The sequence below is a fragment of the Bacillus sp. 01N45 genome (assembly GCF_056399205.1).
The window spans coordinates 41,190-63,858 of the sequence record NZ_JBFTQW010000018.1; the positions used below are offsets into that span (position 1 = coordinate 41,190).

The 22,669-nt window shown below is 32.2% G+C and carries 15 protein-coding genes, 2 pseudogenes and 2 riboswitches; of the genes and pseudogenes, 11 read left to right on the top strand and 6 right to left on the bottom strand.

What is annotated here, in order from left to right; translation table 11 throughout:
- Positions 1-97: 97 nt before the first annotated feature.
- From AC1DMU_RS27250 to xerS, 7 genes and pseudogenes are all read left to right on the top strand, one after another.
- Positions 98-1,564 carry a glycoside-pentoside-hexuronide (GPH):cation symporter gene (locus AC1DMU_RS27250; RefSeq protein ID WP_476941650.1) on the top strand — a complete coding sequence of 489 codons (1,467 nt, stop codon included), beginning with the start codon at positions 98-100 and terminating at the stop codon, positions 1,562-1,564.
- A 20-nt stretch (positions 1,565-1,584) separates the two neighbouring features.
- A complete protein-coding gene (locus tag AC1DMU_RS27255) occupies positions 1,585-2,616 on the top strand; it encodes a galactose-1-epimerase (RefSeq protein ID WP_215559222.1) in 1,032 nt (343 codons plus the stop codon).
- Between the two features lie 104 nt (positions 2,617-2,720).
- Positions 2,721-3,890 carry a galactokinase gene (locus tag AC1DMU_RS27260; RefSeq protein WP_097890962.1) on the top strand — a complete coding sequence of 390 codons (1,170 nt, stop codon included), beginning with the start codon at positions 2,721-2,723 and terminating at the stop codon, positions 3,888-3,890.
- Positions 3,887-5,401: a UDP-glucose--hexose-1-phosphate uridylyltransferase gene (gene galT / locus AC1DMU_RS27265; RefSeq protein ID WP_088063484.1), complete on the top strand. Its 1,515-nt coding sequence runs from the start codon at positions 3,887-3,889 to the stop codon at positions 5,399-5,401. Before AC1DMU_RS27260 ends, galT begins: the two co-directional genes overlap by 4 nt.
- Positions 5,402-5,412: 11 nt before the next feature.
- A pseudogene (locus tag AC1DMU_RS27270) lies at positions 5,413-5,959 on the top strand (NAD-dependent epimerase/dehydratase family protein); the annotation flags it as partial.
- A gap of 392 nt (positions 5,960-6,351) precedes the next feature.
- On the top strand, positions 6,352-6,720 hold the full coding sequence (locus AC1DMU_RS27275; RefSeq protein ID WP_088063483.1) for a DUF898 family protein: 369 nt from the start codon (positions 6,352-6,354) through the stop codon (positions 6,718-6,720).
- Between the two features lie 1,253 nt (positions 6,721-7,973).
- A complete protein-coding gene (xerS, locus tag AC1DMU_RS27280; RefSeq protein WP_088063482.1) occupies positions 7,974-9,047 on the top strand; it encodes a tyrosine recombinase XerS in 1,074 nt (357 codons plus the stop codon).
- 148 nt (positions 9,048-9,195) lie between these two features.
- Here xerS and AC1DMU_RS27285 read toward each other — a convergent pair whose 3' ends face one another.
- Both AC1DMU_RS27285 and hemA read right to left on the bottom strand, forming a co-directional pair.
- On the bottom strand, positions 9,196-9,831 hold the full coding sequence (locus tag AC1DMU_RS27285) for an ACT domain-containing protein (protein WP_088063481.1): 636 nt from the start codon (positions 9,829-9,831) through the stop codon (positions 9,196-9,198).
- Between the two features lie 141 nt (positions 9,832-9,972).
- The gene (hemA, locus tag AC1DMU_RS27290) at positions 9,973-11,202 is read right to left on the bottom strand and encodes a 5-aminolevulinate synthase (RefSeq protein WP_088063480.1); all 1,230 of its coding nucleotides are present in this window, start codon (positions 11,200-11,202) and stop codon (positions 9,973-9,975) included.
- Between the two features lie 564 nt (positions 11,203-11,766).
- On the opposite strand from hemA, the gene AC1DMU_RS27295 reads away from it, so the two are divergent.
- A complete protein-coding gene (locus AC1DMU_RS27295; RefSeq protein WP_088063479.1) occupies positions 11,767-12,258 on the top strand; it encodes a GNAT family N-acetyltransferase in 492 nt (163 codons plus the stop codon).
- A 12-nt stretch (positions 12,259-12,270) separates the two neighbouring features.
- Complete coding sequence (locus AC1DMU_RS27300) at positions 12,271-13,338, top strand: Gfo/Idh/MocA family protein (protein ID WP_476941651.1); 1,068 nt, start codon at positions 12,271-12,273, stop codon at positions 13,336-13,338.
- A gap of 15 nt (positions 13,339-13,353) precedes the next feature.
- Here the strand turns inward: AC1DMU_RS27300 and AC1DMU_RS27305 are convergent, their stop codons facing one another.
- A complete protein-coding gene (locus tag AC1DMU_RS27305) occupies positions 13,354-14,220 on the bottom strand; it encodes a LysR family transcriptional regulator (RefSeq protein ID WP_088063477.1) in 867 nt (288 codons plus the stop codon).
- A 317-nt stretch (positions 14,221-14,537) separates the two neighbouring features.
- Between AC1DMU_RS27305 and AC1DMU_RS27310 the strand changes: the two genes are divergently transcribed.
- Positions 14,538-15,704: an MFS transporter gene (locus tag AC1DMU_RS27310; RefSeq protein WP_074569851.1), complete on the top strand. Its 1,167-nt coding sequence runs from the start codon at positions 14,538-14,540 to the stop codon at positions 15,702-15,704.
- 711 nt (positions 15,705-16,415) lie between these two features.
- Here AC1DMU_RS27310 and AC1DMU_RS27315 read toward each other — a convergent pair.
- Positions 16,416-17,513 carry a phosphodiester glycosidase family protein gene (locus AC1DMU_RS27315; RefSeq protein WP_215559223.1) on the bottom strand — a complete coding sequence of 366 codons (1,098 nt, stop codon included), beginning with the start codon at positions 17,511-17,513 and terminating at the stop codon, positions 16,416-16,418.
- Between the two features lie 160 nt (positions 17,514-17,673).
- Positions 17,674-19,002 (bottom strand): magnesium transporter, encoded by a 1,329-nt coding sequence (mgtE, locus tag AC1DMU_RS27320; protein ID WP_097797301.1) that lies wholly within the window; start codon positions 19,000-19,002, stop codon positions 17,674-17,676.
- A 281-nt stretch (positions 19,003-19,283) separates the two neighbouring features.
- A riboswitch (M-box (ykoK) riboswitch) is annotated at positions 19,284-19,449 on the bottom strand.
- A gap of 313 nt (positions 19,450-19,762) precedes the next feature.
- A riboswitch (M-box (ykoK) riboswitch) is annotated at positions 19,763-19,939 on the top strand.
- Between the two features lie 185 nt (positions 19,940-20,124).
- On the opposite strand from mgtE, the gene AC1DMU_RS27325 reads away from it, so the two are divergent.
- Positions 20,125-21,243: an FtsW/RodA/SpoVE family cell cycle protein gene (locus AC1DMU_RS27325; protein ID WP_476941652.1), complete on the top strand. Its 1,119-nt coding sequence runs from the start codon at positions 20,125-20,127 to the stop codon at positions 21,241-21,243.
- 255 nt (positions 21,244-21,498) lie between these two features.
- Here AC1DMU_RS27325 and AC1DMU_RS27330 read toward each other — a convergent pair.
- A pseudogene (locus AC1DMU_RS27330) lies at positions 21,499-21,774 on the bottom strand (serine hydrolase); the annotation flags it as partial.
- Between the last annotated feature and the right edge of the window lie 895 nt (positions 21,775-22,669).

Consider the following 22,669-nt stretch of genomic DNA (forward strand, 5'->3'; position numbering starts at 1 on the left):
AATGTAGTTCGTTATTTTTTTATGCGCAACTTTGAAAACGCTTTCTCTCTGTTATTAAAACCAAGCGGAGGGGAACTTCACAAAAAGGGGAATGAAAATGGATGGTAAATTAAAACAACGTGTTTCCTATGCTTTAGGTGCATTTGGTCATGACATATTTTATGTAACTTTGAGCACCTATTTTATGGTCTTTGTTACGAGTGCGATGTTCACTGGGGCAGATAAAGAAACAGCGGGAAAAATGATTGGAATTGTTACGAGTTTAATTGTAGTAATCCGATTGGTAGAAATTATTTTCGATCCGATTATTGGAGGAATAATTGACAATACAAAAACGAGATTCGGAAAGTTTAAGCCTTGGTTAGTTGTTGGTGGCTTAGTTAGTTCTATTCTTCTTGTATGCATATTTACCAATTTCTTTGGTCTTGCAATTCATAATACTACGTTATTCATCATTTTGTTTGCAATTGTTTACATCTTACTCGATAGTTTTTATTCATTTAAGGATATTGCTTTTTGGTCGATGATTCCAGCGCTAAGCACTGAAACCAAGGAAAGAGAAAAATTAGCAACGTTTGCACGACTTGGTTCATCACTTGGTGCGAATGGGACTACGCTCGCAGTTGTACCGATCGTCACCTTCTTTACTTTCTTGATAACTGGAGAACATTCTCAAGGCGCCTCTGGTTGGTTTTGGTTCGGTTTAATTGCAGCTGTTATTTCTGGAGGGACAGCCATTATTGCAGCGTTTGGCACAAAAGAAAATGAAAGTGTAATTCGTCAGCAACAAGAAAAAGCAACCTTTAAAGACATTTTTAAAGCTATTGGGAAAAATGATCAGTTGATGTGGTTAGCACTATCATATATTGCATATGCCATTGCAAATGTTGCAACTACTGCTGTGTTATTCTTCTACTTCAAATATATTTTAGGAAATTCAGGTGAGTTCTGGATTGTGGGATTAATTGCAGCTGTACTAGGTGTAATTGCTGTTCCGCTTTTCCCAACACTCACGAAGTTAATTTCAAGACGTTTTGTATATATTGGCGGTATTGTAATGATGATTCTGGCATACGTATGTTTCGCTTTAGCTGGAACAAGTTTACCGATAGTCATTGTGGGATTGGTGCTCTTCTATTTTCCTCAGCAACTAATTTTCCTTTCAGCTTTAATGACTATTACTGACTCAGTTGAATATGGACAATGGAAAAATGGTACCCGAAATGAAGCTGTGACATTATCAATTCGTCCATTACTCGATAAAATTGCGGGAGCTTTATCAAACGGAATCGTTGGGTTTGTAGCTGTTGCTTCTGGGATGACTGGCAATGCTACAGCAGAAGATATTACTGCTAATGGTGTTTCGACATTCCATCTTTATGCGTTTTATCTTCCAGCAGTACTCATGATTTTTTCCGCTATTATTTTCGCATGGAAGATTACATTGACAGAGAAAAAGCATGTACAAATTGTCAAAGAATTAGAAGCAAGGCTAAATCATGATAAGAAAGCAGCGGATGATTTCAATTCTAGAGCTGCACTTGCTCATTCTCACTCTAAATAAAGGAGTAGGTGATATCTAAAATGAACATTACAACAAAAGATTTCGGTGCTGGTTATACGAGTATCACTATTACCAATCTGAACGGCCTGCAATTGACAGTTTCAGACCTAGGAGCTCGTATTACGAGTTTGAAGGTACCGACATCGAATGGCTTACGTGAGCTTATACTTTGTTTTGATACAGCAAAGGAATACCTTGAAAAGGATTTATATATTGGTGCCTCAATCGGACGTGTAGCTGGACGAATTCGAAATGGAACTTTTCAAATTGACGGGGAAATCTATAAAGTACAAGTTGATGAGAAAAACGGGAACACTTTACATGGCGGTACTCCAGGATTTGAAAGTAAAAAGTGGCAATATTGTGTTGTCGAGAATAATGATGAGACCTCAGTGATATTTCATATGGTGAGCCCACATGGTGAAAATGGCTTTCCGGGGAACCTTGATATTGAGATACGTTATACATTGACTAACACCAATGTTTGGAAAGTGGAAACTAGAGCGACAAGTGACAAAGATACCTTATTCAATCCAACAAACCACGTATACTTCAACTTAACTGGTGATGTAGCGCAACCCGTAAATGAACACACATTATGGGTGGATAGTGATAGGTTTGCACCACTAGATTCGGAAGGTGTTCCAATTGGTGTGAAGTTACCCGTAGAAGGGACTGCATTTGATTTTAGAAAGCCAGTTAAACTCAAAGAAACCTTCAGTAGTAATTTTGTTCAAAAAGAATTAGTGGGTGGAATTGATCATCCTTTCTTCTTGAATCAACCTGAACTATCACATAGTTCAGTGAAACTCACTAGCCCAGATGAAGTGGTTTCTATTGAAGTAGCCACAGAAGAACCCAGCGTCGTCATCTTTACAGCAAATTTTGGTGGGAATACACCGCTCATGCATGGTAAGCAACTTGCAAACCATGGAGGAATTACTTTTGAAACACAGGTTTGTCCAGGTGCTGAACAGTTTTCTGATTTTGGGGATATGGTTCTTAGGGCGGATTCAACTTATCAAACAGCGACAGAATTTCATATTATTTGAGAGCATATTTTTGATAGTCCCTTAAAATATGAAACATGTATAGAAGGATTAGATACCGCTATCGAAACTTATTTAAAACGGATGCAAAAGGGAGGTTTATATTTATGGAAAAGAAACGTGAGCTGGCTTTAAAATTTTCTGAGATATTTGGAGATCAAGAAACAACTCAATATTTTTCTCCAGGACGTATCAACTTAATCGGTGAACATACAGACTACAATGGTGGGTATGTATTCCCAGCTTCTATTACATATGGAACTTATGGAGTGGCTAGGCGTCGTGAGGATGATAGAGTATTAGTTTATTCAACGAACTTTGAGAAGCTTGGAGTGATTGGCTTTACCGTAAATGAACTAAATTACGATAGAAATGATAATTGGGCAAATTATGTAAAAGGGGTAATTTTAACGTTGAAAGAAGCTGGCCATAAAATAGACTCTGGTTTTGAATTATTAGTTGAAGGGACGATTCCAAATGGCGCAGGACTTTCAAGTAGTGCTTCACTTGAATTACTTGTGGGCGTAGTATTAGAAGACCTGTTCAACTTAGATGTAACACGACTCGAATTAGTAAAAATGGGTAAAAAAGTTGAGAATGAATTTATTGGTGTGAACTCTGGTATCATGGATCAGTTTGCCATTGGATTTGGTGAAGAAGACAAAGCAATTCTCCTAGATACCAATACGTTAGAGTATGAAATGGTACCAGTGGTTTTGAATGATTATGCTATTGTAATTATGAATACAAATAAGCGCCGAGAACTAGCAGATTCAAAATATAATGAACGCCGTGCTGAATGTGAAGAAGCACTCGCATGTCTCCAAACAAAGTTAGAAATTAAGACACTTGGAGAACTAAGCAAAGCAGAATTTGATGAAAATCAAAATCTTATTGGGGATGAAACCTTAATTAAACGCGCCAAGCATGCAGTTTATGAAAATGAGCGCACAAAAAAAGCAAAAGAAGCTCTTACTGCAAATGATTTAGAAGAATTCGGAAAGCTATTGAATGCTTCTCATGCATCTTTAAGAGATGATTATGAAGTTACTGGGTTGGAATTAGATACATTAGTCGCCACTGCACAAAAACAAGAGGGTGTACTTGGGGCACGTATGACTGGGGCTGGATTTGGTGGATGCGCCATTGCATTAGTAAAAGAAAGTAAAGTCCATGCTTTTAAAAACAACGTTTATGATGAATATCTTAAATTTGTAGGATATGCGCCTGTCTTTTATGTAGCACACATTGGTAGTGGAACTACAGCAATCGGATGATGAATGGGGTGAAAAAGATGGAAACAAGCCAAGCAATTTATGATTTTACTACTCTTGCAATTAATAATGGAGCCATTGAGGAAACTGACCGAATTTATACGCACAATCAACTATTACGTTTGATTGGCGAATCGGACATGGGGGAGATTACTAGCGTAGTCGAAATGGACCCACATGTGCTGTTAAATACACTGATAGATAAAGCGATGGAAAATCTAAAAATCTCTAAAAATCCAGTTAATTGTGAAATGCTTGAAGCGCTTTTAATGGATGTGATTACGCCACTTCCATCTAAGGTTAATGCAAATTTTCAGAGGGCATATCGTAAAAGTCCTAAACAAGCAACGGATTATTTCTTTGAACTTAGTAAACGAAATGATTATATAAAGACACGTGCGATTGAAAAAAATATTCAATATGTAGCAGAATCAAAATATGGCGAACTGGAGATTACTATTAATTTATCCAAGCCAGAGAAAGATCCCAAAGAGATCATGGCAGCTAGAAATACAACGAAGGGTAATTATCCAAAATGTTTACTTTGTATTGAAAATGAAGGGTATTTCGGTCGCTTGAACCATCCAGGTAGAAGCAATCACCGAATTATTAATATTGAGCTAGATGGGGAAGGGTGGGGGTTTCAATATTCACCATATGCATACTTTAATGAACACTCCATCGTATTATCCAAAAAGCATCGTCCAATGAAAATTTCTCGTGAGGCATTTTCTCGTTTGTTTAGTTTTGTAGAAACAATGCCACACTACTTCATTGGTTCAAATGCGGATTTACCTATTGTAGGAGGGTCTATCTTAAGCCATGATCATTATCAAGCCGGACGCCATAACTTTCCAATGGCAAAGGCTAACGTTCTTAAAACATTTGAATTGCCTGCCTATCCAAATACTTCTTGTGGTATCGTCAACTGGCCAATGAGTGTGATTCGTCTGTCTTCTCTAAATAAAGAAGAACTCATTAATGCCAGTACCTATATACATGAAATTTGGAAGAACTATTCAGATGAATCCTTACAAATTCGTGCGCAATCAAAAGATGGTACAAAACATCATACAATTACACCAATTGTGCGGCGACGTAAAGAAAAGTACGAAATTGATCTTGTACTTCGTGATAATAATGTGAGTGAAGTATACCCTGATGGAATTTTTCATCCACATCCAGATGTACAACATATTAAAAAGGAAAATATAGGACTTATTGAAGTCATGGGCCTAGCAATTCTCCCCCCACGTTTGATTATGGAGCTTTATGAAGTAGAGCTGTATTTGTTAGATAAGGGGGGAAATGTTCCAAAAATCCATCAAAAATGGGCAGATGAATTAAAAGTCCAGGGGGGATATACAGAAGAGAACATTAAAAGATTTCTTCAAATTAAAGTTGCAAAGAAATTTGAACGCGTCTTAGAAGATGCGGGTGTTTATAAGGTGAATAAAGAGGGTAGAGCAGGGTTTGATCGTTTTATCAAGGAATTACAAAGTATAAATCGATAGGTAATGACTAGATGCCAGTATTTATTTTAAGTGGTGCAGGATATATTGGCTCACATGTCGTCATGCAATTAATCATCAATGGCTATGAAGTAGCTGTAATCGATAATCTATTGACTGGTCATATCGAATCGTTACATGAAAAAGCACGTTTATACGAGGGGGGGATAGACGTCATAAGAAATTCATGTATGAAGTCTTCTCTCAAGAAAAGAAAATTGAAGGTGTAATGCATTTTGCGGCATTTTCACTTGTTGGTGAGTCAGGCAAGTGACATGAATTATGTAGTACTTCGCTATTTTAATGTTGCAGGTATCAAAGAAGATGACTCAATTGGAGAAGCAAATAATCATGAAACACATTTGATTATGATTATTTTACAGGTAGCACTAGGTAAGCATAACGAGTTCATGATTTATGGGTTGATTTTAACACACCGGATGTAACGAGCATCCGCAATTATATCCCTGTTTTTGGTTTAATCAATACGCATATCAAAGCGCTAGAATATTAAAGGGAGGAAGGAAATCAGAAATGTTTAATCTTGGCATCCATTCGGGTGCTTTTTATTTTAAAGGAGGATAAAGAATAGGAGATACATAGTTACATTTAACAAATGAAGTTTTAATAATAAAAGGAATTGAATGCAAACTCGTTTTTATATATTTTCTTGAAACATACGTTCTGTATAGTGAAATGAAATTTAAGTGGGAAGAAATAGATGAATTACTTAATATATCTGGCAATGAGAGGAACAGAATTAAAGCTAGTATTTTAGCTGTTTTCTTAGACCATAGCAGCATTGATTGAAGTTTTTGAGCTTATTGGTATGAATGAAATAACTAAACGTTTAAAAAGTTTAAGAAAGTTAAATTTTTGTGGTAAAATATGCAAGGTTATATTAAATAAAATACGTGCGCTAATCACGATAAACTAGCAAAGGAGTGTGTGTTATGGCAGAAAATATTAACATAAACGTTAATGCAGGAAGTAACTATGGACCAGAATCAAAATGGGGACGTCAGTCTTTCTTTGATGGTGGCCTTTTGAGCTTCATTGGTTGGAGTATCTTGGGAACACTTATTACAGTGTGCACGTTTGGTATTTGCTATCCGTGGGCGTTATGTATGGTTTACGGCTGGAAAATTAACCATACGGTGGTTGATGGGCATAGAATGGAATTTAACGGTTCAGCGGTTGGCTTGTTTGGTAACTGGATTAAATGGCTACTTCTGACAGTTATTACACTAGGTATCTATGGATTTTGGGTTAGCATTAAACTTGAAGACTGGAAAGTCAAAAATACAACCTTCGTTAATTAAGGGGAAATTTTGATTAAGTACCATAAGAGTTAGCATTGTTTTAATACTTACGATGGATTATAGTAATTGTTAAAAGAAATATGTAAGGTTTTATGGTTTTAAATTACATATTAAGTATTCGCAATAATTCTCATAAATTTCTATTAGTGATTAATATAGACAAATGATTTTTGAGTTGTCAAAGCTTTATCAAAAAGCAAGCTTCCTCCAGCGGACTTGCTTTTAGCTATTTATTAAGTATGTAAAACACGTCAACGTTCCAAATTAGGAAAATATCAAACAGTACAATAAATTTATAATAATAATTGGAGTAATCCTCAAAAAGATTTATCTATATGAGAGGACGACAGTTAAAAAATCAAAGTTTAAATCGGGAGAGTGCGCCAGTCAACTTCCGTATTAAATATATTAACAATATAAAATAGCCTATGCCGTAGTAATCTACAACAAAGGCTATTTTATATACAACTATTGTACTCATTTTATAAGTTAGTCTCGGTGATATCCGGAAAGCTATCCAGATTTTAAATGGAGTTTTTATGATGGTTGTGCCTTTGCTAGTAACTGCACAATCCACGCCAATAGGCAAACGTAAACGTATCTGCCACTATAAATTTACTTGCTGATGAAAAGAGAACAATATATTCTGTTTGCATGAATAAAAAAGGAAAGTGGGTATAAAAAAACATTTAAATTTCGCACGAAATACCAATTTTACGAACAATAGTATAGTTAAATAAAAATCTAATACAGTATTTAGGGATTTCGAGCTTAATTGCATAAATCATAGCATATTGGTATGTACCTATATAATTCATACTTTATATAGAAATCATTAAATACAGAGTTACTCATTAATAATTTTTATAGTAAATTACATTTTAATTTATAAGATTTTTTCTTATGTTGATCTATTTAACTCCTCATAATCATGATTAAATTAACCAATTCGTATTTTATACCAATTTTTAAACTGTTTTCATATATTCATTTTGTATGAATTTATATATAAAAATTGTTTTATTTTACACACCTTTAAATGTGATTTTTGTATTAATTTTATAGCCTAATACAGATTTATTACTTGCTTATCTATAACTTTTATTAGAATGACTACACTATCCTTATTTCATTTCAAGCATATTTTAGAATCCCATAATTTAATTATGTAAATAAGTTTGTGTAAAAATTGAATTTAATGCGAACTTGTGTTCTATACATTTTTCTGTTATAGTGTATATGAGGTGATTTTTATGGATTACAGCAAGCAACGTCAAAAATCCGTACATCGTAAAAAATTATACGAAAATTTAAATGAAATGCCCTTTTACATAGAAGAATTTGTGGAGTACAAAGAATTGCATGATGCCTCTCCCTCCACCCTACTGAATTATGTATATGATTTCAGAGTCTTCTTCAATTGGCTATTATCTGAACAAATTATTGAATTAAAGCCCATTAAAGACATATCCTTCTCTGATTTGGAGAATTTAAAGAAAAAAGATGTTGAGAACTTTATGAGGTTTCTAAAACTACAACAAAACATGCAAAATTCCTCTGTTAACAGAAAAATTTCGGCCTTAAAGTCTTTATTTAAGTACCTTACCTCCCTATCAGAAAATGAAGATGGAGAATGTTATTTTTATAGAAATGTAATGGCTAAAATAGAAATACATAAAGATAAAGAAACATTAAATGCTCGTGCAAAACGTATGAGATCTAAAATATTCCATAATGATGACGATCAAGAATTTTTGAATTACGTTAAGTACGAACATGAAAAATCTTTAACAAAACATCAGTTGTTCTATTTCCTAAGAGATAAAGATCGTGATGTAGCTATCCTCTCCCTTTTTCTTGGTAGTGGTATTCGTGTAAGTGAATTAGCCGATCTTCGTATGGAGGATATAAACCTAAAAGAAAGACTAATTGATGTAATCCGCAAAGGAAATAAAGAAGATTCAGTATGGATTACCCCAATTGCATTGAATGACCTTGAAAAATATATGGAAATTAGAGCTAACAAATATGCTCCAGGGAAAGAATTAAAAAATGTGTTTTTATCGAAATATAAACATACTGCACAACCTCTTTCAGTTAGAGCAATCCAAGATATAGTAGAAAAATATACTAAGGCCTATGGAAAAAGAATGTCTCCTCATAAATTAAGACATACATTGGCAAATAAATTATATATGGAAGAAAAAGATTCATTACAAGTGATGCAGCAACTTGGTCATACGAGTCAAGATACAGCTTTGCTATATACACAACTTGGGGAAACAACTATTAAAGATAGTTTAGGAAGAATAGGAAAGAATAAATAATAAAAATTCAGCAATTTTGTATTGCTGAATTTTTATTATTTCCCATACATTTACAAGAGGTTTTTATTTCTATGCATTATTCATTATAGTATTTGGGTCTCATTTTGCACTTCTATAACGAATAACGCGAAAATTATTATGAATTAATTCAATTTATCACCATAGTCTTATATACATAAGGATTACTATTAATCCTTTCAATTACTTTAGCCGATGGTAATCTATCTAATTCAATGACCATAATATTATTTATCTTTTGAGATGAACAATGAATTTTTATAATATTAATTACATGATCATTGAATAAGGATGTTATAAAAGCGAGAAATTTACAACTGTTTTTATTTCGTACTAAAAGATGTGGATTGTTTTCTGATATTTTAACATTAAAACCATTAATTTCTGAAATAAGTATTTTTCCCACATCATTTTTATATGTAACAACTTCTATGCTTTCTGTTCCATTTAACAAAGAAATTTTTGCAGTATAAGGATAACTTGTTTTTGCATACTCTTCTACAAATTTAATTACAGTACGATTATCAATATTAAAAGGAACTTTTTTTAACATATCCTTTTCCGAGAAATTAAATATTCCTTTCAAAAACGCTATTTGTAATTCATGTTTATTCTTGACGTTTTTAAAGCTTCCATAAACTGAAATATTCACTTCTTCTGGTCTTAAAATAAATAATTCTTTAGCTAACTTACCCATTTCAGTCCCCATAATTACAGGTGATAAATTATTAGTTTTTACAATATCGAACATAGAACAACTTTCCATAATTAACTCCCCCTTACTTAAAATACCCCATTTTTATATGGGGGTATTTTAAGTAGTAAACCACATGTAATTTTAATATCGTAAAATATCATTTAAATTATAATCAAAATAACTATATATAAGGAATTTAAAATAATAATATTATACTATGACTTGTTCTTCCTTCAAGAAAGGTATATCAAATGCAATAAATACTTCAGTCAGTGCATTTGTTAATTGTATAATTTGTTCTTCAGTGTGATTTGGAGTAATGTTTACCCTAAATCTCTCGGTCCCAATTGGTACAGTTGGTGAATTAATTGGTTGTAAATATACATTATGTTTCTCAAGTAACTGACGTGCAGCCGCTTTACACTTTGTTGCATCACCAATTAAAACTGGTAATATATGTGTCTCACTTGAATTCATAATTGGAATTCCCGCTCTTTCAAAAGAATTCCTTAACATTTCTGTTTTTTTATGTAAACCATCTCTTTCTACTTTAGAAACCTTTAAGTGCTCAACACTTGTATAACATGCCGCTACTATAGCTGGTGGTAGTGAAGTCGTAAATATAAAACCTGAGGCAAAAGATCGGATTGCATCAATCATTGGTCCCGAACCTGTAATATATCCTCCGATAACACCAATTCCCTTAGCCATAGTCCCTTGGATAATATCAACTGAATCTGCAATACCTAAATCAGCAGCTATCCCCGCTCCTCTAGGCCCATACATACCAATTGCATGAACTTCATCAAGGAATGTTAAAGCGTTATACTTCTTAGCAAGTTTAACAATTTCTTCAATTGGTGCAATGTCACCATCCATAGAATAAACCGACTCAAAAACAATTACTTTTGGTCGATTATATGGTTGTGATGCGAGTAATTGCTCTAAATGTTCTGTATCATTATGCTTGAAAATTGTGCGCTCTACCTTCGTACTACGTATCCCATTAATTATAGACGCATGATTAAGCTCATCAGAAAAAACAATACAATCTTCAAATAAACGTAGTAAACACTGTAGTGTTGCATCATTTGATCCATATCCTGTCGGGAATACAAGCGCTGATTCTTTACCATGCCATTCAGCTAATGATGACTCCAATGCCTCATATTGGTAATGTGTACCACCAATATTTCTAGAACCACCTGATCCTGCGCCATATAAATCAATTGCGTTATGCATAGCCTCAACAACAACTGGATGTTGTGACATTCCTAAGTAATCATTACTGCACCAAACAACAACAGGCTGACTATCTTCTAATCCATTTAGCTTAGCTAAAGGATATTGCCCACGAATTCGATTTAAAGTTACAAACTCACGATATTGCCCACTTTTTTTCAGTTCTACTAGTTTTTCATTTAATATTTTTGTATACATATTGTGCCTCCAATTATAAGTTCTCTAACTATCAATTTAAAGGGGGTAATGTAAAAAAATGTTAATAAAGCTGTGGTGCTCTCTCATTATAGGCATAATACACAAAAAAAACAAACGAAAATTTTAAAAATAAAATTTTTTCGGTAAATTATATTTTTACTCTTCCTATATATATATATTTATATTAAATTTTAAGTTTTAATACGATTAGAAACAGTGAAAAGCTGATAAATAGAGTGTTTACACCTATTTATCTAACAAGAAAATAAATTTTTTGTTTTAAAAATTTATTTCTAAAGAGTTAGAAAATTAATATTGATATAATATTTAAGTCATGATAATATTTGGCTCGTGAAAACTAATTTTACAAAAAAGGTATTTTTAGGTTTTTAAAATTAATAGTTTTAACGATTAACTATACATTCTCAAATTAAGTTTATGATTGTATAAATGATTTATCATAATATTTTGATTCATGAATAATTGAGGTGTATTTAGTCAGGTTATTATAACCCCTAAAAATACAAATCCATCACACAATGAACTTTAGGAGGAAATTTGATTATGCAAAAAAAATTATTGATTCGTAAAGCTACCATTCAAGACACTGAAGAATTAGTGGAATTAAGAAAGATTTTATTATCTAGTGGTGACACACATTATGCAGCAAAAAGTGAAGAAGATAATTTGGCCTGGCAAAATGCTTATCGCGATTGGATTAAAGAGAATATTTCAAATGAGAATGTACTGATTCAGGTCGGTCAATATGATGAAGATGAAAAAATATGTACATGTGTTATTGGAATAATTGATTTACGCGCTCCTATGGTAGGTGCACTTAACGGACGAGTTGGTTGGGGACAATCTCTTGTAGTAAGCAAAGATAAACGTGGCCTAGGAATTGCAGAAGCCATGATGGATGCTTTTCATAATTGGTTTAAAGAAAATAATGTTCAAAAAATTGTTGTTCAATCTAGTAAAATGGCTGAAGAGTTCAATAGAAAAAGAGGTTATCTCCAAACTGGGGAACAGTTATTATTTAAAACAATAGAATAGGAGCGTACCAAAATGAAAGTCTTAATTATTGGAATGGGTTTTTCAGGGCAAATGTTTTTAGAAGCTTTCCAGAACATCTCACACCTCTACAATAATGATATTGATATTGCTTATACTTCAAGATCTCAAAAAGATATTAATTTAGTGTATTATCCGACTATCGAATCTGCTTTAGAATTATTTAAACCAGATATTTTAGTAATATCCGTTAATGACGAAAATCATGTAGAAGTATTATTTTCAATTCAAAATTTCAACGGATTTGTAATATGTGAAAAGCCTTTTGTTGATCCAAATTTCAAATTAGAAAATGCAGAGAAACTATTAAAATACACATCGGGCTTTTGTTTAAATATGGTTGCAAGATATTCACAAGCCGCTCGATTATTAAAAACATATGTAAATGAAAATAATTTAAAATTAGTACGTGCCAACTTCTTATGGGAAAAAAATAGAATTAATGATTATAGACCTACAACAGGAGTTATCAGTGAAATTATACACTCTTTAGATCTTGTTCAATGGATCAATGGTAATTCACCATTACAATTAAGACATATTCAAGGAGTAAAATCTGATTATTCAATCTCTGGAGATGAAATTCCAGATAGCGTTTCTGTGATGGGTGAAATTAATGGTGCTGTAGTGACAGGATACAGTAGTTTTGTAAACTTATTCAGAAGAAGAGAATTAGATTTTGTTTTTCAAGGTGCTAATAATCAATTAATTTTTGCTCAACTATCTTATGACACACCAAACTGGTATGAAGATTCAGTAAAAATTTGGACAGAAACGAGCACACAATCTGAAGAACTGTTATACTTTAATTCCCTTGAACATGAATATAATGGGGATAGAAAAATAGAACGAATTATAAATGTAGTCAAAGATGTTACTGATTTTGTTATGTTGAAAAAAGAACCTTCTTTTGGTTTTCCAAATCTAAAAGATGCAGTTCGCTTACAGGAATTACTTAATGAAATTGATTCTAAGAAATCGAGCTTTTATAGAGTTAAATATAACAGTTCAGAGAAAAGGGTCTTGCTTAACGAAAAAAGCGGATTTGGACGATTAGGATAAAAAATAGCAAGGAACTTAAAATAAGTTCCTTGCTATTTTTATAAATTCCTGAACATAATAGCCTTCTGCTTGGGTTAATTCTGTAGAATGTTTATAAGATATGTATATATTTCTATAATGTCGATCCGGTAATTCATATATTTTTATATTATCAAATGATTTTAAGAATAGCTTTGGTCCTATAGAAATACCTATTCCTAAATCAATCATTTTCACTATTGTATTGCAGTCACTTATATATGAATGAATCCTAGGCTCTATACTGTGCTGATTAAAAAACTTCTCGACTTGATTTCTGTATGGCGCTGCTGGCATAATAATATTATTTTGATCAAAGAAATCTTTTAAAGAGCAATCTTCAGGAATTAACTTTAAGTCATTTGGTGTTGCTATAACTAGCTCATCTTCCCAAAATGGAACAGATTCACATCCGAATTCCCCGTTAATTGTAAATCCCAGGTCAATTACTTTATTAATAACCCATTCTTGAATTTCATCATAAGTTCCCTCAAATATAATAATTTCAATAAACGGATACAATTTATTAAATTCTTTCATAATTGGAGGTAATATATGTTTTTTTACACTTGTAAAGGCCCCAATCTTCAGTGTTTTAGGCAATAATTCATTATTAAAATTAGTCTCTATTAATTTACGGTTTATTTTTAATATCTGACCAATATACTCATAAGCTTTAGTGCCATGAGGAGTTAAAGTAATTGTTCGACCAGTTCTTAGGAATAAGGACGTTCCTAATTCCTTTTCTAAGCTAGAAATTGCATGGCTTACTGCAGATTGCGTCATGTTTAATTTTTCGGCAGCCTTTGTAAAACTCCCCGTTGTAATAACTGATTCAAAAATTTCATACTTAATAATACTCATGAGTTTTTTTCATCCCTTGCATTAATATTATTCATTTTATTTAATCCCATTCATTAAGTATACTAATATTAACCTACTTAAGCTAGACGAGTAATGATTACCAAATGTTATATTCCCTTAATTTAATCTGCAGATTTTTTAATTACTATGGCATTATTTAATAATTATATATAGCTCAATTATTATAATTGAAAATACAATCTATATAGAGTTATATATAAATTTAATAATCATTCTCTATCTGTATAAAACTAGCAACTAGAGTGTATAAGATTGATAATTTATTTTATTCTTGACAATGTAAAGGTGGCAAAACTATGAAAAAAGTTATTTTTTTAGCTATTGGTATGTTTGCCTTGGGATTCGATGCTTATATTATTGCTGGACTTGTTCCTGGAATTAGTGATACCTATCAAAAAAGTGCATCCCAAGTCGGGCAAGCGGTAAGTATATTTACATTATGTTATGCAATATCCGCTCCACTGTTTGCTTCTCTCTTAGCGGGTAAACCTATAAAAAAAGTTCTATTGATTTCTATAATTATATTTGGTCTTGCAAATGCATTAACTGCAGTATCTCCAAACTTTTCGGTATTCTTAATATCAAGGGCAATTGCTGGTGTTGGTGCTGGATTATTTTCTCCTTTAGCTGTCGCAGGCTCAACTATGTTAGTACCTGTAGAAAAGAAAGGACGAGCACTTGGCTTAACAATCGGTGGCATGAGTATGGGAACTGTATTAGGTGTTCCTATAGGCCTTTATATCGCAGACAAGTTTGATTGGCAATCAGCAATGTGGTTTGTGGTACTACTTAGTTTAATCGCTGCTATTAGTATTCTTAAGTTTCTACCACATGTTCCAGTCACAGCACCACCTGCTATGAAAGAAAGACTTGCAATGTTTTTAGATAAAAGAGTTACTATCACTGTTTTAATAACATTCTTTGCAAGTATTTCAAGTTTAGGTTTATATACCTATCTATCTCCATTACTACAAGATCTTGATAACTCAAGTGATTTAACAATTTATTTATGGGCTTGGGGATTGGGTGGATTATTTGGAAGTATAACAATTGGATATTTAATTGATTACTTCAAAAAACCAAAAACTTTAATGGCTCTTATTTTAATTATTTTAACTGTCTCAGTTGTATGTATTCCGATAATGATTAATCTAACAATTATAAAGTACTTACCATTTTTCATATGGGGAGCAATGGGATGGGCATCAGGAGCACCACAGCAACATATTTTATTATCCTATCAACCTAAACATGGAAGTGCAGCCGTGGCCCTCAATAGTTCCATTAACTATCTAGGAAGTTCGGTAGGTGCCACATTAGGTGGAGTAGTAATTTCTCTTGGAATGGGGACTATGGCTCTAATCTACTTTGCGATAATTTCTATGATTATTTCATTAGGCCTACAATTTTATAGCATGAGAAGTAATACCTTTAAAATAGCTACTACTAAAAAAGCTGTTTAAAATAAATCTATTACAGTTATAAAATATAGAGATGGGTATTAATTAATCTGCATCTTTTTATAGAGAAACAAAAAGAAGACGGTTCTTTTGAAACCGTCTTCTTAAAATAATAATACCATCTATCATATACCTAGTTATTTAATGTTTTTTTATTAGAGAATTTGATTAAACCATTTATATTTCTATCATTCCTCTATTATTTCATATTCATCTGAAATAATATTTTAATCCCACCATATTTATAAATAAGCACCGATTTTTATATTAAATTCTTTATTTTATCTAGTTATCCCGAAAAAACAGGCTTTCAGATTCGTTTGTATCATCTTTTAAACACCACGACAATATTAAAACATGTACAACAACTTAAATGTCTATTTTAAGTTGTAAAGGTGTTTAAAAAGAAAGCGACTGTTTTTAAACGGTTTTGCTAAGAAATTTCTATTTACTATAAGCTAATCTTTCCATTTTTTTCCTTGATTTCTTCTAAGTCCTTTTTAACTCCCTTTTCTTTTGTAATATGCTTCATTTTTAATGAATGTAATTAGTATACATTCATTATACTTATTTTAACTTTTTGAAGAATTTCCATATGATTGAGTGTTTCTATAAGCACTTCATTAATATAGATTAAATGGTAAAAGTATTAATTTAAAACCTCTTTGGATGTTAGTCTTTAAACTTTAATTAAACCTTCATTTTCTTAGAAATTTATAAATCAGTTGAAATATTTATATCAAATTCATCTGGTATTTTAGCATCTATTTTTTTCCCATCTATTGTCATCCTTATTTTCTGTTTCGGATTTGCTGTTACCACCCAAGCATTAGGTAAATAACGATCTTCATGTGATAATGTAGAAGGTGAATTTATAACCTTTCCTCCTAAATATAGAGTAGCAGAAGAACCACCATCCATAGCCATTGCATTTATAGCACCTTTTTCATATAGAATATCTTGACACTCTTTTAACGTAGCCCCTATACTATGCCTCTGTCTACCGTCAATGACTAGAAACATAATTGTGCCATCTTCTTTTTGGGCCATAATACTTCGTGGGGCAGAACCCCAACCACCGTCTCCTTCTGTAATCATTTTTTCTCCATTTACAATTAACTGTGGCATAAATCCTGCTGCTGAAACGACTTGTTTATCCAAAAGTTGTTGGGTAGAATAATTTCCTGTTATCATTTGCCCAAACTTTGTTAAACCCGTAATAATTGTAGGGGTATTTCTATCCATATTCGTATCAATAGCTTTCCCATTTTCTATTACTATTCCAGTTGCAACATTTCCTCCACCCCTTCCTGTTTCATCAGCAAATCCACTTGCATTCACAGCCACAAGTGCATGATTACGCTTTGCCATTACGCTAATTTTTTCTCCTCTGTTAGCGCCCTGGGTTCCTTGATGGCTAACAAGTTTAACATTGAAGGGATTGCTAATAGTAACTAATTTTCCTTCAAAAAGAAAGCGACTATCTTTGTTACTTTTAATCGTTTCTACATCAATTTCTAATGGCTGATTTTTAAATTCTTCTAATCTTTTTCCTGCTATTTTTTTATAAATATGCTCATCACTATTTGACCATTTTGGATGATTAATTCTATCTTGCAATTTATCTAGTTCCTTTTGGGATAGGAATGTATACTTCGCATATTGTGGATGCTGAGAAGTTAGTATACTCCCAGCCATTGTTATGCGAAGCTCTCGGCCATAGCTAGTACCAAATAATATTCCTGTTCCGATAAGTATGAAAATAGACAATAGAAGCAAAATTCGTTTGAAAATTTTTCTGAGATGTTTCATAGTTTTATCCTCCAACATTCATTACATTCAATAAATCCATTAAAATATTATTTACCTCAAGACAAAAGTGTTTGATCTTCTCATTCCTGAATTCTTCACTATATTTTAGTAATCAAGGTAAAATACTTATTCCCTATTTCGTTTTTATTTCAGTGTATATTTACAAATTTAATAACGTTTTTGCAACCATGAAATAAATTACTAATCCTGTTCCGTCAACAAATGTTGTAATAAATGGACCTGAAACAACTGCAGGATCTAGTTTTAATTTTCTTAGAATCAAAGGTAAAACAGCTGCTACAAGAGAGGCCCAAATAACAATAAATAATAAAGTAATTGCTACAACTTGCGCAACTTCTGTTCCAACTCCTAACATATAAGCACGAGTGAGCCCAGCTATCCCAAGTGCAAGTCCAAGAAGCATACCAATTGCAAATTCTTTTTTCATTACACGGAAAATGTCTTTAAATTTCACCTCTCCAATACCAATTGCACGAGTAATTGTTGCTACAACCTGTGTTCCTGTATTCCCTCCAGTACCTACTAATAATGGAACAAAGAAAGCAAGAGCAACTACAGTTTCAATTTCGTCTTCAAAATACTTTAATACTGTACCTGTATATGCCTCAGCAACAAAAAGAAGTAATAACCATGGTAGACGTTTTAGGAAAATGCTCCAAATACTAGCTTCAAAGTAAGATTGATTCAATGGTTCACTTCCGCCTAACTTTTGAATATCTTCTGTAGCTTCTGCTTCCATAACATTCATTACGTCATCAAATGTTATAATACCAATCATTTTATTATTTGCTGTTGTCACAGGTATTGCTGCTAAATTATAATTCAGTAGCTTTTTTACAACTTCTTGTTGATCAACTTCAGCTTGTACTGAAATTACCTCTTGAATCATGATAGTAGATAATATCTCTTCATCTGCTGCTAGTAATAACTCATGTATGGAAACGATTCCCACAAGATAACCATGACTATCAAGAACATAACTATACGATATTGATTCTACATTTTCAGAATGTTCCCTAATGTACTTCAATGTCATTTTTACTGACCAATTTCCTCTAACTGCAACAAAATCACTTGTAACAAGACTTCCTGCCGTTTCAGGTTTGAAAGTCATCAATTTTTTTACGTTATGTTTTGTAATTTTATCTAGATACGCCATTAATTTAGCCTGTTTTTCCGGATGAACCGCTAGCAGTAAATCTACTAATTCATCAATCGGTTGTAAAGTTAGTAACTTTTTAGCTTTATTTTCAGATAAGTGAATTAAGATATTATATTTTTCTTCTACACTCATATATTGAAGAATTTTAGAGCTTTTTAATACAGGAATCGTATTTAGCAATACGACTTGATCTTCAATTGAAAACCGTTTTACTTCTTGCGCAACATCAAACGAAGGAAGACGTAAAACCTTCTCTGCATCCAAATTATTTTGGGTTACAAGTAATTCATTTAATAATTTCTTCATGTTAACTCCTCCTCATATTGCTAAGGGAGACTCTAGAGTTTCATGAGTGGTTTTGTTTTATTTTATCTGTCTTAGATTTTTTATTAGAGCAATAATAGTTACATTGCAATCAATTCATTAATTAGAATTACCTCCTTTTTGAATATAGACAAGATAAAAATAAATAAAATTAAACAGAAAAACCTTTACTCAAAAAGGAGTAAAGGTTTTTTCACAATACAAATAAATGATTATTAAGACAGCTCTGCCAAAATCACAGAGGTGCCTTTCTATCAAATCGTATACCACTCCCTCGTTGAGTTTTAGCACTGTATAGCATAGGTTTTTATAACCAGCTACATTAAGAAGGGCCTTAATCCGACCGTTCCTGTTGACCCATTGGCGTCTCTCGACATTTTTGGGCAGCAGCGTTTCTCTATACAGGAGCCTCACCTAACAAAGTTTATTGAATTACTTCAAAATTTAAACCAGAATTTAATTTTTGTCAACTCACTTTCAATTCCATTCTTAAAAAAATCTTCTTTTATGATTAAAATCTTCTTTACTGTTTATCAAATTTATATGCTTAAACTACTTAATCAAACTATACACTACAAGTCTAAAATATGTACTTATACGGAATGATTACATACATTTTCTCACAACATTTCTCAAAAGATTATAACGCTATAAAACATATAATTTTAGCAATACGGTTACTTGACAAGAAAAAAATATATATTTATGCTTGCTACACGAAACAAATACATAAAATTTATACCGCTGAACCTGTTAGGTGAGGCTCCTATACAAACACAGGCTATTGCCCAAAAATGTCGAAAGACGCCAATGGGTAGAACAGGAATTGTCGGGTTAAGGCTCTTCTTAAGATAGCTAAGTGATGAATTTTCATTACTTTACGTTGTATAGTGCCAAAGCTCTACTAGGGGGAAAAAGCCTTATTTAGTCATGCCATTTTGAATCCCCCTAGTTACATATTAGGGGGATTTTTGCGTAAGAAAACAGGGGGTAAGTGATAGAATTTTCCTAAACAAAAATCCTATTTAGTAATTGACGAGAACAAGGTTTTATTCATTAGCAAATGCAATATTATGTTTTGTTTTAAATCAGGAGGATATTAAAATGAAAAAAATATTAAAACTGGATTATCTATTGCTCCTCCCTCTATTCATAACATGTACTTTAGGTATTATCATGATGTATAGTGCGAGCTCCATTGTCGCTGTCCAACATTACGGTTATAACAGTAGACATTTTGTTGATTCTCAATTAACAAAGCTAATTTTAGGAGCAATAGGGTTAATAGTTTGTGCCATACTCCCATATGAAATATGGAAAAAACGAATAGTCTCAATCTTTATTATAGTTGGTGGGATTTTTTTATTAATTATGGTTTTATGGAAAGGAAAAGTGGTAAATAATGCTCAATCATGGATCTTTGGAATACAACCAGCTGAATTTCTTAAATTAGGAACAATACTCGTAACAGCCCGTTTTTTTGCATTACGACAAGAACAAGCTAAAAACAGCTGGAGTGGTAACGGAAAACTTTTATTTTTTTTAGCTACAATTTTTTTTCTTATCTTTAAACAACCAAATTTAGGATCAGCACTTTTAATATTAGGTATAGGTTTTAGCATATTTCTTTGCTCAGGAATACATATAAATCTACTAATCAAAAGAACTGCTATTGGTTCTATTTTGTGGTTACCTATTTTATATTTTTTAATTCAATATAGTTTGTCAGAAGTTCAAAAGACACGTATTACTACGATTTTTAATCCCTTTGTTGATGCACAAGGAAATGGATACCAGCTTGTAAATTCTTTTATTGCCATTGGCTCTGGAGGAATCACTGGTCGTGGATTTGGAAATAGCATACAAAAAACAGGGTATCTTCCGGAACCACATACTGATTTTATAATGGCAATAGTTTCTGAGGAACTAGGATTTATTGGTGTATTTATTCTATTGGCTGGAGTTTTGACTATAGTACTTCGCTCCTTAAAAATTGCACAATTATGTGGAGATCCCTTTGGCAGTTTTATAGCAATTGGTATAGGATGTATGATCGGTATGCAATCTGTTGTAAATTTAGGTGGTATCACAGGATTATTTCCTCTTACGGGTACTCCATTTCCGTTTATAAGTTTTGGTGGAAGTTCTTTAATGGTCAATTTAATAGCAATAGGTATATTACTTAATATTTCAATTTCCAATAAAATTAATTTTGATAATTAGAATATTTAGTTTTAAAATGTAACATTATTTTTACAATTATTTTTTTAAAATTATAAAATTCAACGCTATTAATTAATCTATATTCAAAGAATTTCTAATTAATTTTTTAACTGTATGAATATTAACATCTATATTCATTTTAATACCTAAAAAGGCAGGCATAAATTTATGCTTGCCTTCCGTTCTCAAAATTAATTACACCTAAAACAACGTGGGATAAAGCAAATCTAAATACTGATTTCTACCCTCTATTTTTTACTTTTCTAAAACAATTTCTGCTATTTCATTAGCATATTTTTTAGAATCAAATCTATCATAGTTACTTAGGACTACAACAGACAAATATTCTTTTGGAAACCGCATGAAGTGTGAACGATAACCCGCCGAAATTCCTTAATATTCCAATTACCGGCAGTTAAAACCTTTTTCAACACCCAGTCCAAAAGCATAGTCTTCATTATCAATAATCTTCTTTCCAGTTGGAGCAATTTCCGGACCTATTTCGCTTATTCTTTTAACATGGTCTTTTCCACTTTATTTATGAAAAAATAAAATTTTTATATAAAAGACACATAATTAAACAAACATAACTACATATGATATATTGTATCCTCTCTTTTTAGATTGAATAGTCTTTACAAAAGGGCACTTTCCTAAGTGCTCTTCTAGTTACATACCAAATAGCGTTTTTGTTTAAAATAATCGCTACAGAATAATTGGACACATTCCCCAATTTATTTATCCTTAAATCCATGTTAAAACCCGTTGTGAGTATTATGACATAACTCAACCCAGTGAAGCACTGTAACATTTCATACAGGGCTTCTTTTTTCATCAAGCCGTTAGTTAATTGCACCGACTACCTTAACGTACAAAGTTACGTTTTTGTTAAATTTCTTTAAAATTATATATACTTATAATCAATAATTAGTTATACCATTAAAATTCCTAATAGTTAATATTATTGAATCGACAATTGCAATAACTTTACTTCCAACATAGTAATACTTCTCGATTCTCACCCCCTTGGAGCGCACCTTGGGATTGATTCAATTTAAATAAAGATTTTGTTTCAAAGTTGCACCATCATTAAAAACATACATACAATATCATGTGCACTTTTTTTCTATATAAATCTTGATCAAAGAGCACTTTGAAAAGTGCTTGTTTTATTTAAAAACTACACCAAAGTGAAAGAAATACGCATACAATGTCGTGTATTCTTTTTCAATGTTTGTTTAGGTGAAAGAGCACTCTCCAGGGCGCTCTTTCATTTTTAGAAAGGATTTTGTTTAAAATATAAAAATAAAAACATATTTAGTTAAACCACTCATATACTTTTATAGGTGTTGTCATTTGGTTATGGAGTGCTCATTAGGCACTCCTATTTTTATGCTTACTAAATAACTACTTTGTTAAAATGAAC

What these genes read in the sequence shown, in the direction of transcription:
- AC1DMU_RS27250 (WP_476941650.1), top strand. Translation starts at nt 98, where the DNA reads ATGGATGGTAAATTAAAACAACGTGTTTCCTATGCTTTAGGTGCATTT.
- AC1DMU_RS27255 (WP_215559222.1), top strand. Translation starts at nt 1,585, where the DNA reads ATGAACATTACAACAAAAGATTTCGGTGCTGGTTATACGAGTATCACT.
- AC1DMU_RS27260 (WP_097890962.1), top strand. Translation starts at nt 2,721, where the DNA reads ATGGAAAAGAAACGTGAGCTGGCTTTAAAATTTTCTGAGATATTTGGA.
- galT (WP_088063484.1), top strand. Translation starts at nt 3,887, where the DNA reads ATGATGAATGGGGTGAAAAAGATGGAAACAAGCCAAGCAATTTATGAT.
- AC1DMU_RS27275 (WP_088063483.1), top strand. Translation starts at nt 6,352, where the DNA reads ATGGCAGAAAATATTAACATAAACGTTAATGCAGGAAGTAACTATGGA.
- xerS (WP_088063482.1), top strand. Translation starts at nt 7,974, where the DNA reads ATGGATTACAGCAAGCAACGTCAAAAATCCGTACATCGTAAAAAATTA.
- AC1DMU_RS27285 (WP_088063481.1), bottom strand. Translation starts at nt 9,831, where the DNA reads ATGGAAAGTTGTTCTATGTTCGATATTGTAAAAACTAATAATTTATCA.
- hemA (WP_088063480.1), bottom strand. Translation starts at nt 11,202, where the DNA reads ATGTATACAAAAATATTAAATGAAAAACTAGTAGAACTGAAAAAAAGT.
- AC1DMU_RS27295 (WP_088063479.1), top strand. Translation starts at nt 11,767, where the DNA reads ATGCAAAAAAAATTATTGATTCGTAAAGCTACCATTCAAGACACTGAA.
- AC1DMU_RS27300 (WP_476941651.1), top strand. Translation starts at nt 12,271, where the DNA reads ATGAAAGTCTTAATTATTGGAATGGGTTTTTCAGGGCAAATGTTTTTA.
- AC1DMU_RS27305 (WP_088063477.1), bottom strand. Translation starts at nt 14,220, where the DNA reads ATGAGTATTATTAAGTATGAAATTTTTGAATCAGTTATTACAACGGGG.
- AC1DMU_RS27310 (WP_074569851.1), top strand. Translation starts at nt 14,538, where the DNA reads ATGAAAAAAGTTATTTTTTTAGCTATTGGTATGTTTGCCTTGGGATTC.
- AC1DMU_RS27315 (WP_215559223.1), bottom strand. Translation starts at nt 17,513, where the DNA reads ATGAAACATCTCAGAAAAATTTTCAAACGAATTTTGCTTCTATTGTCT.
- mgtE (WP_097797301.1), bottom strand. Translation starts at nt 19,002, where the DNA reads ATGAAGAAATTATTAAATGAATTACTTGTAACCCAAAATAATTTGGAT.
- AC1DMU_RS27325 (WP_476941652.1), top strand. Translation starts at nt 20,125, where the DNA reads ATGAAAAAAATATTAAAACTGGATTATCTATTGCTCCTCCCTCTATTC.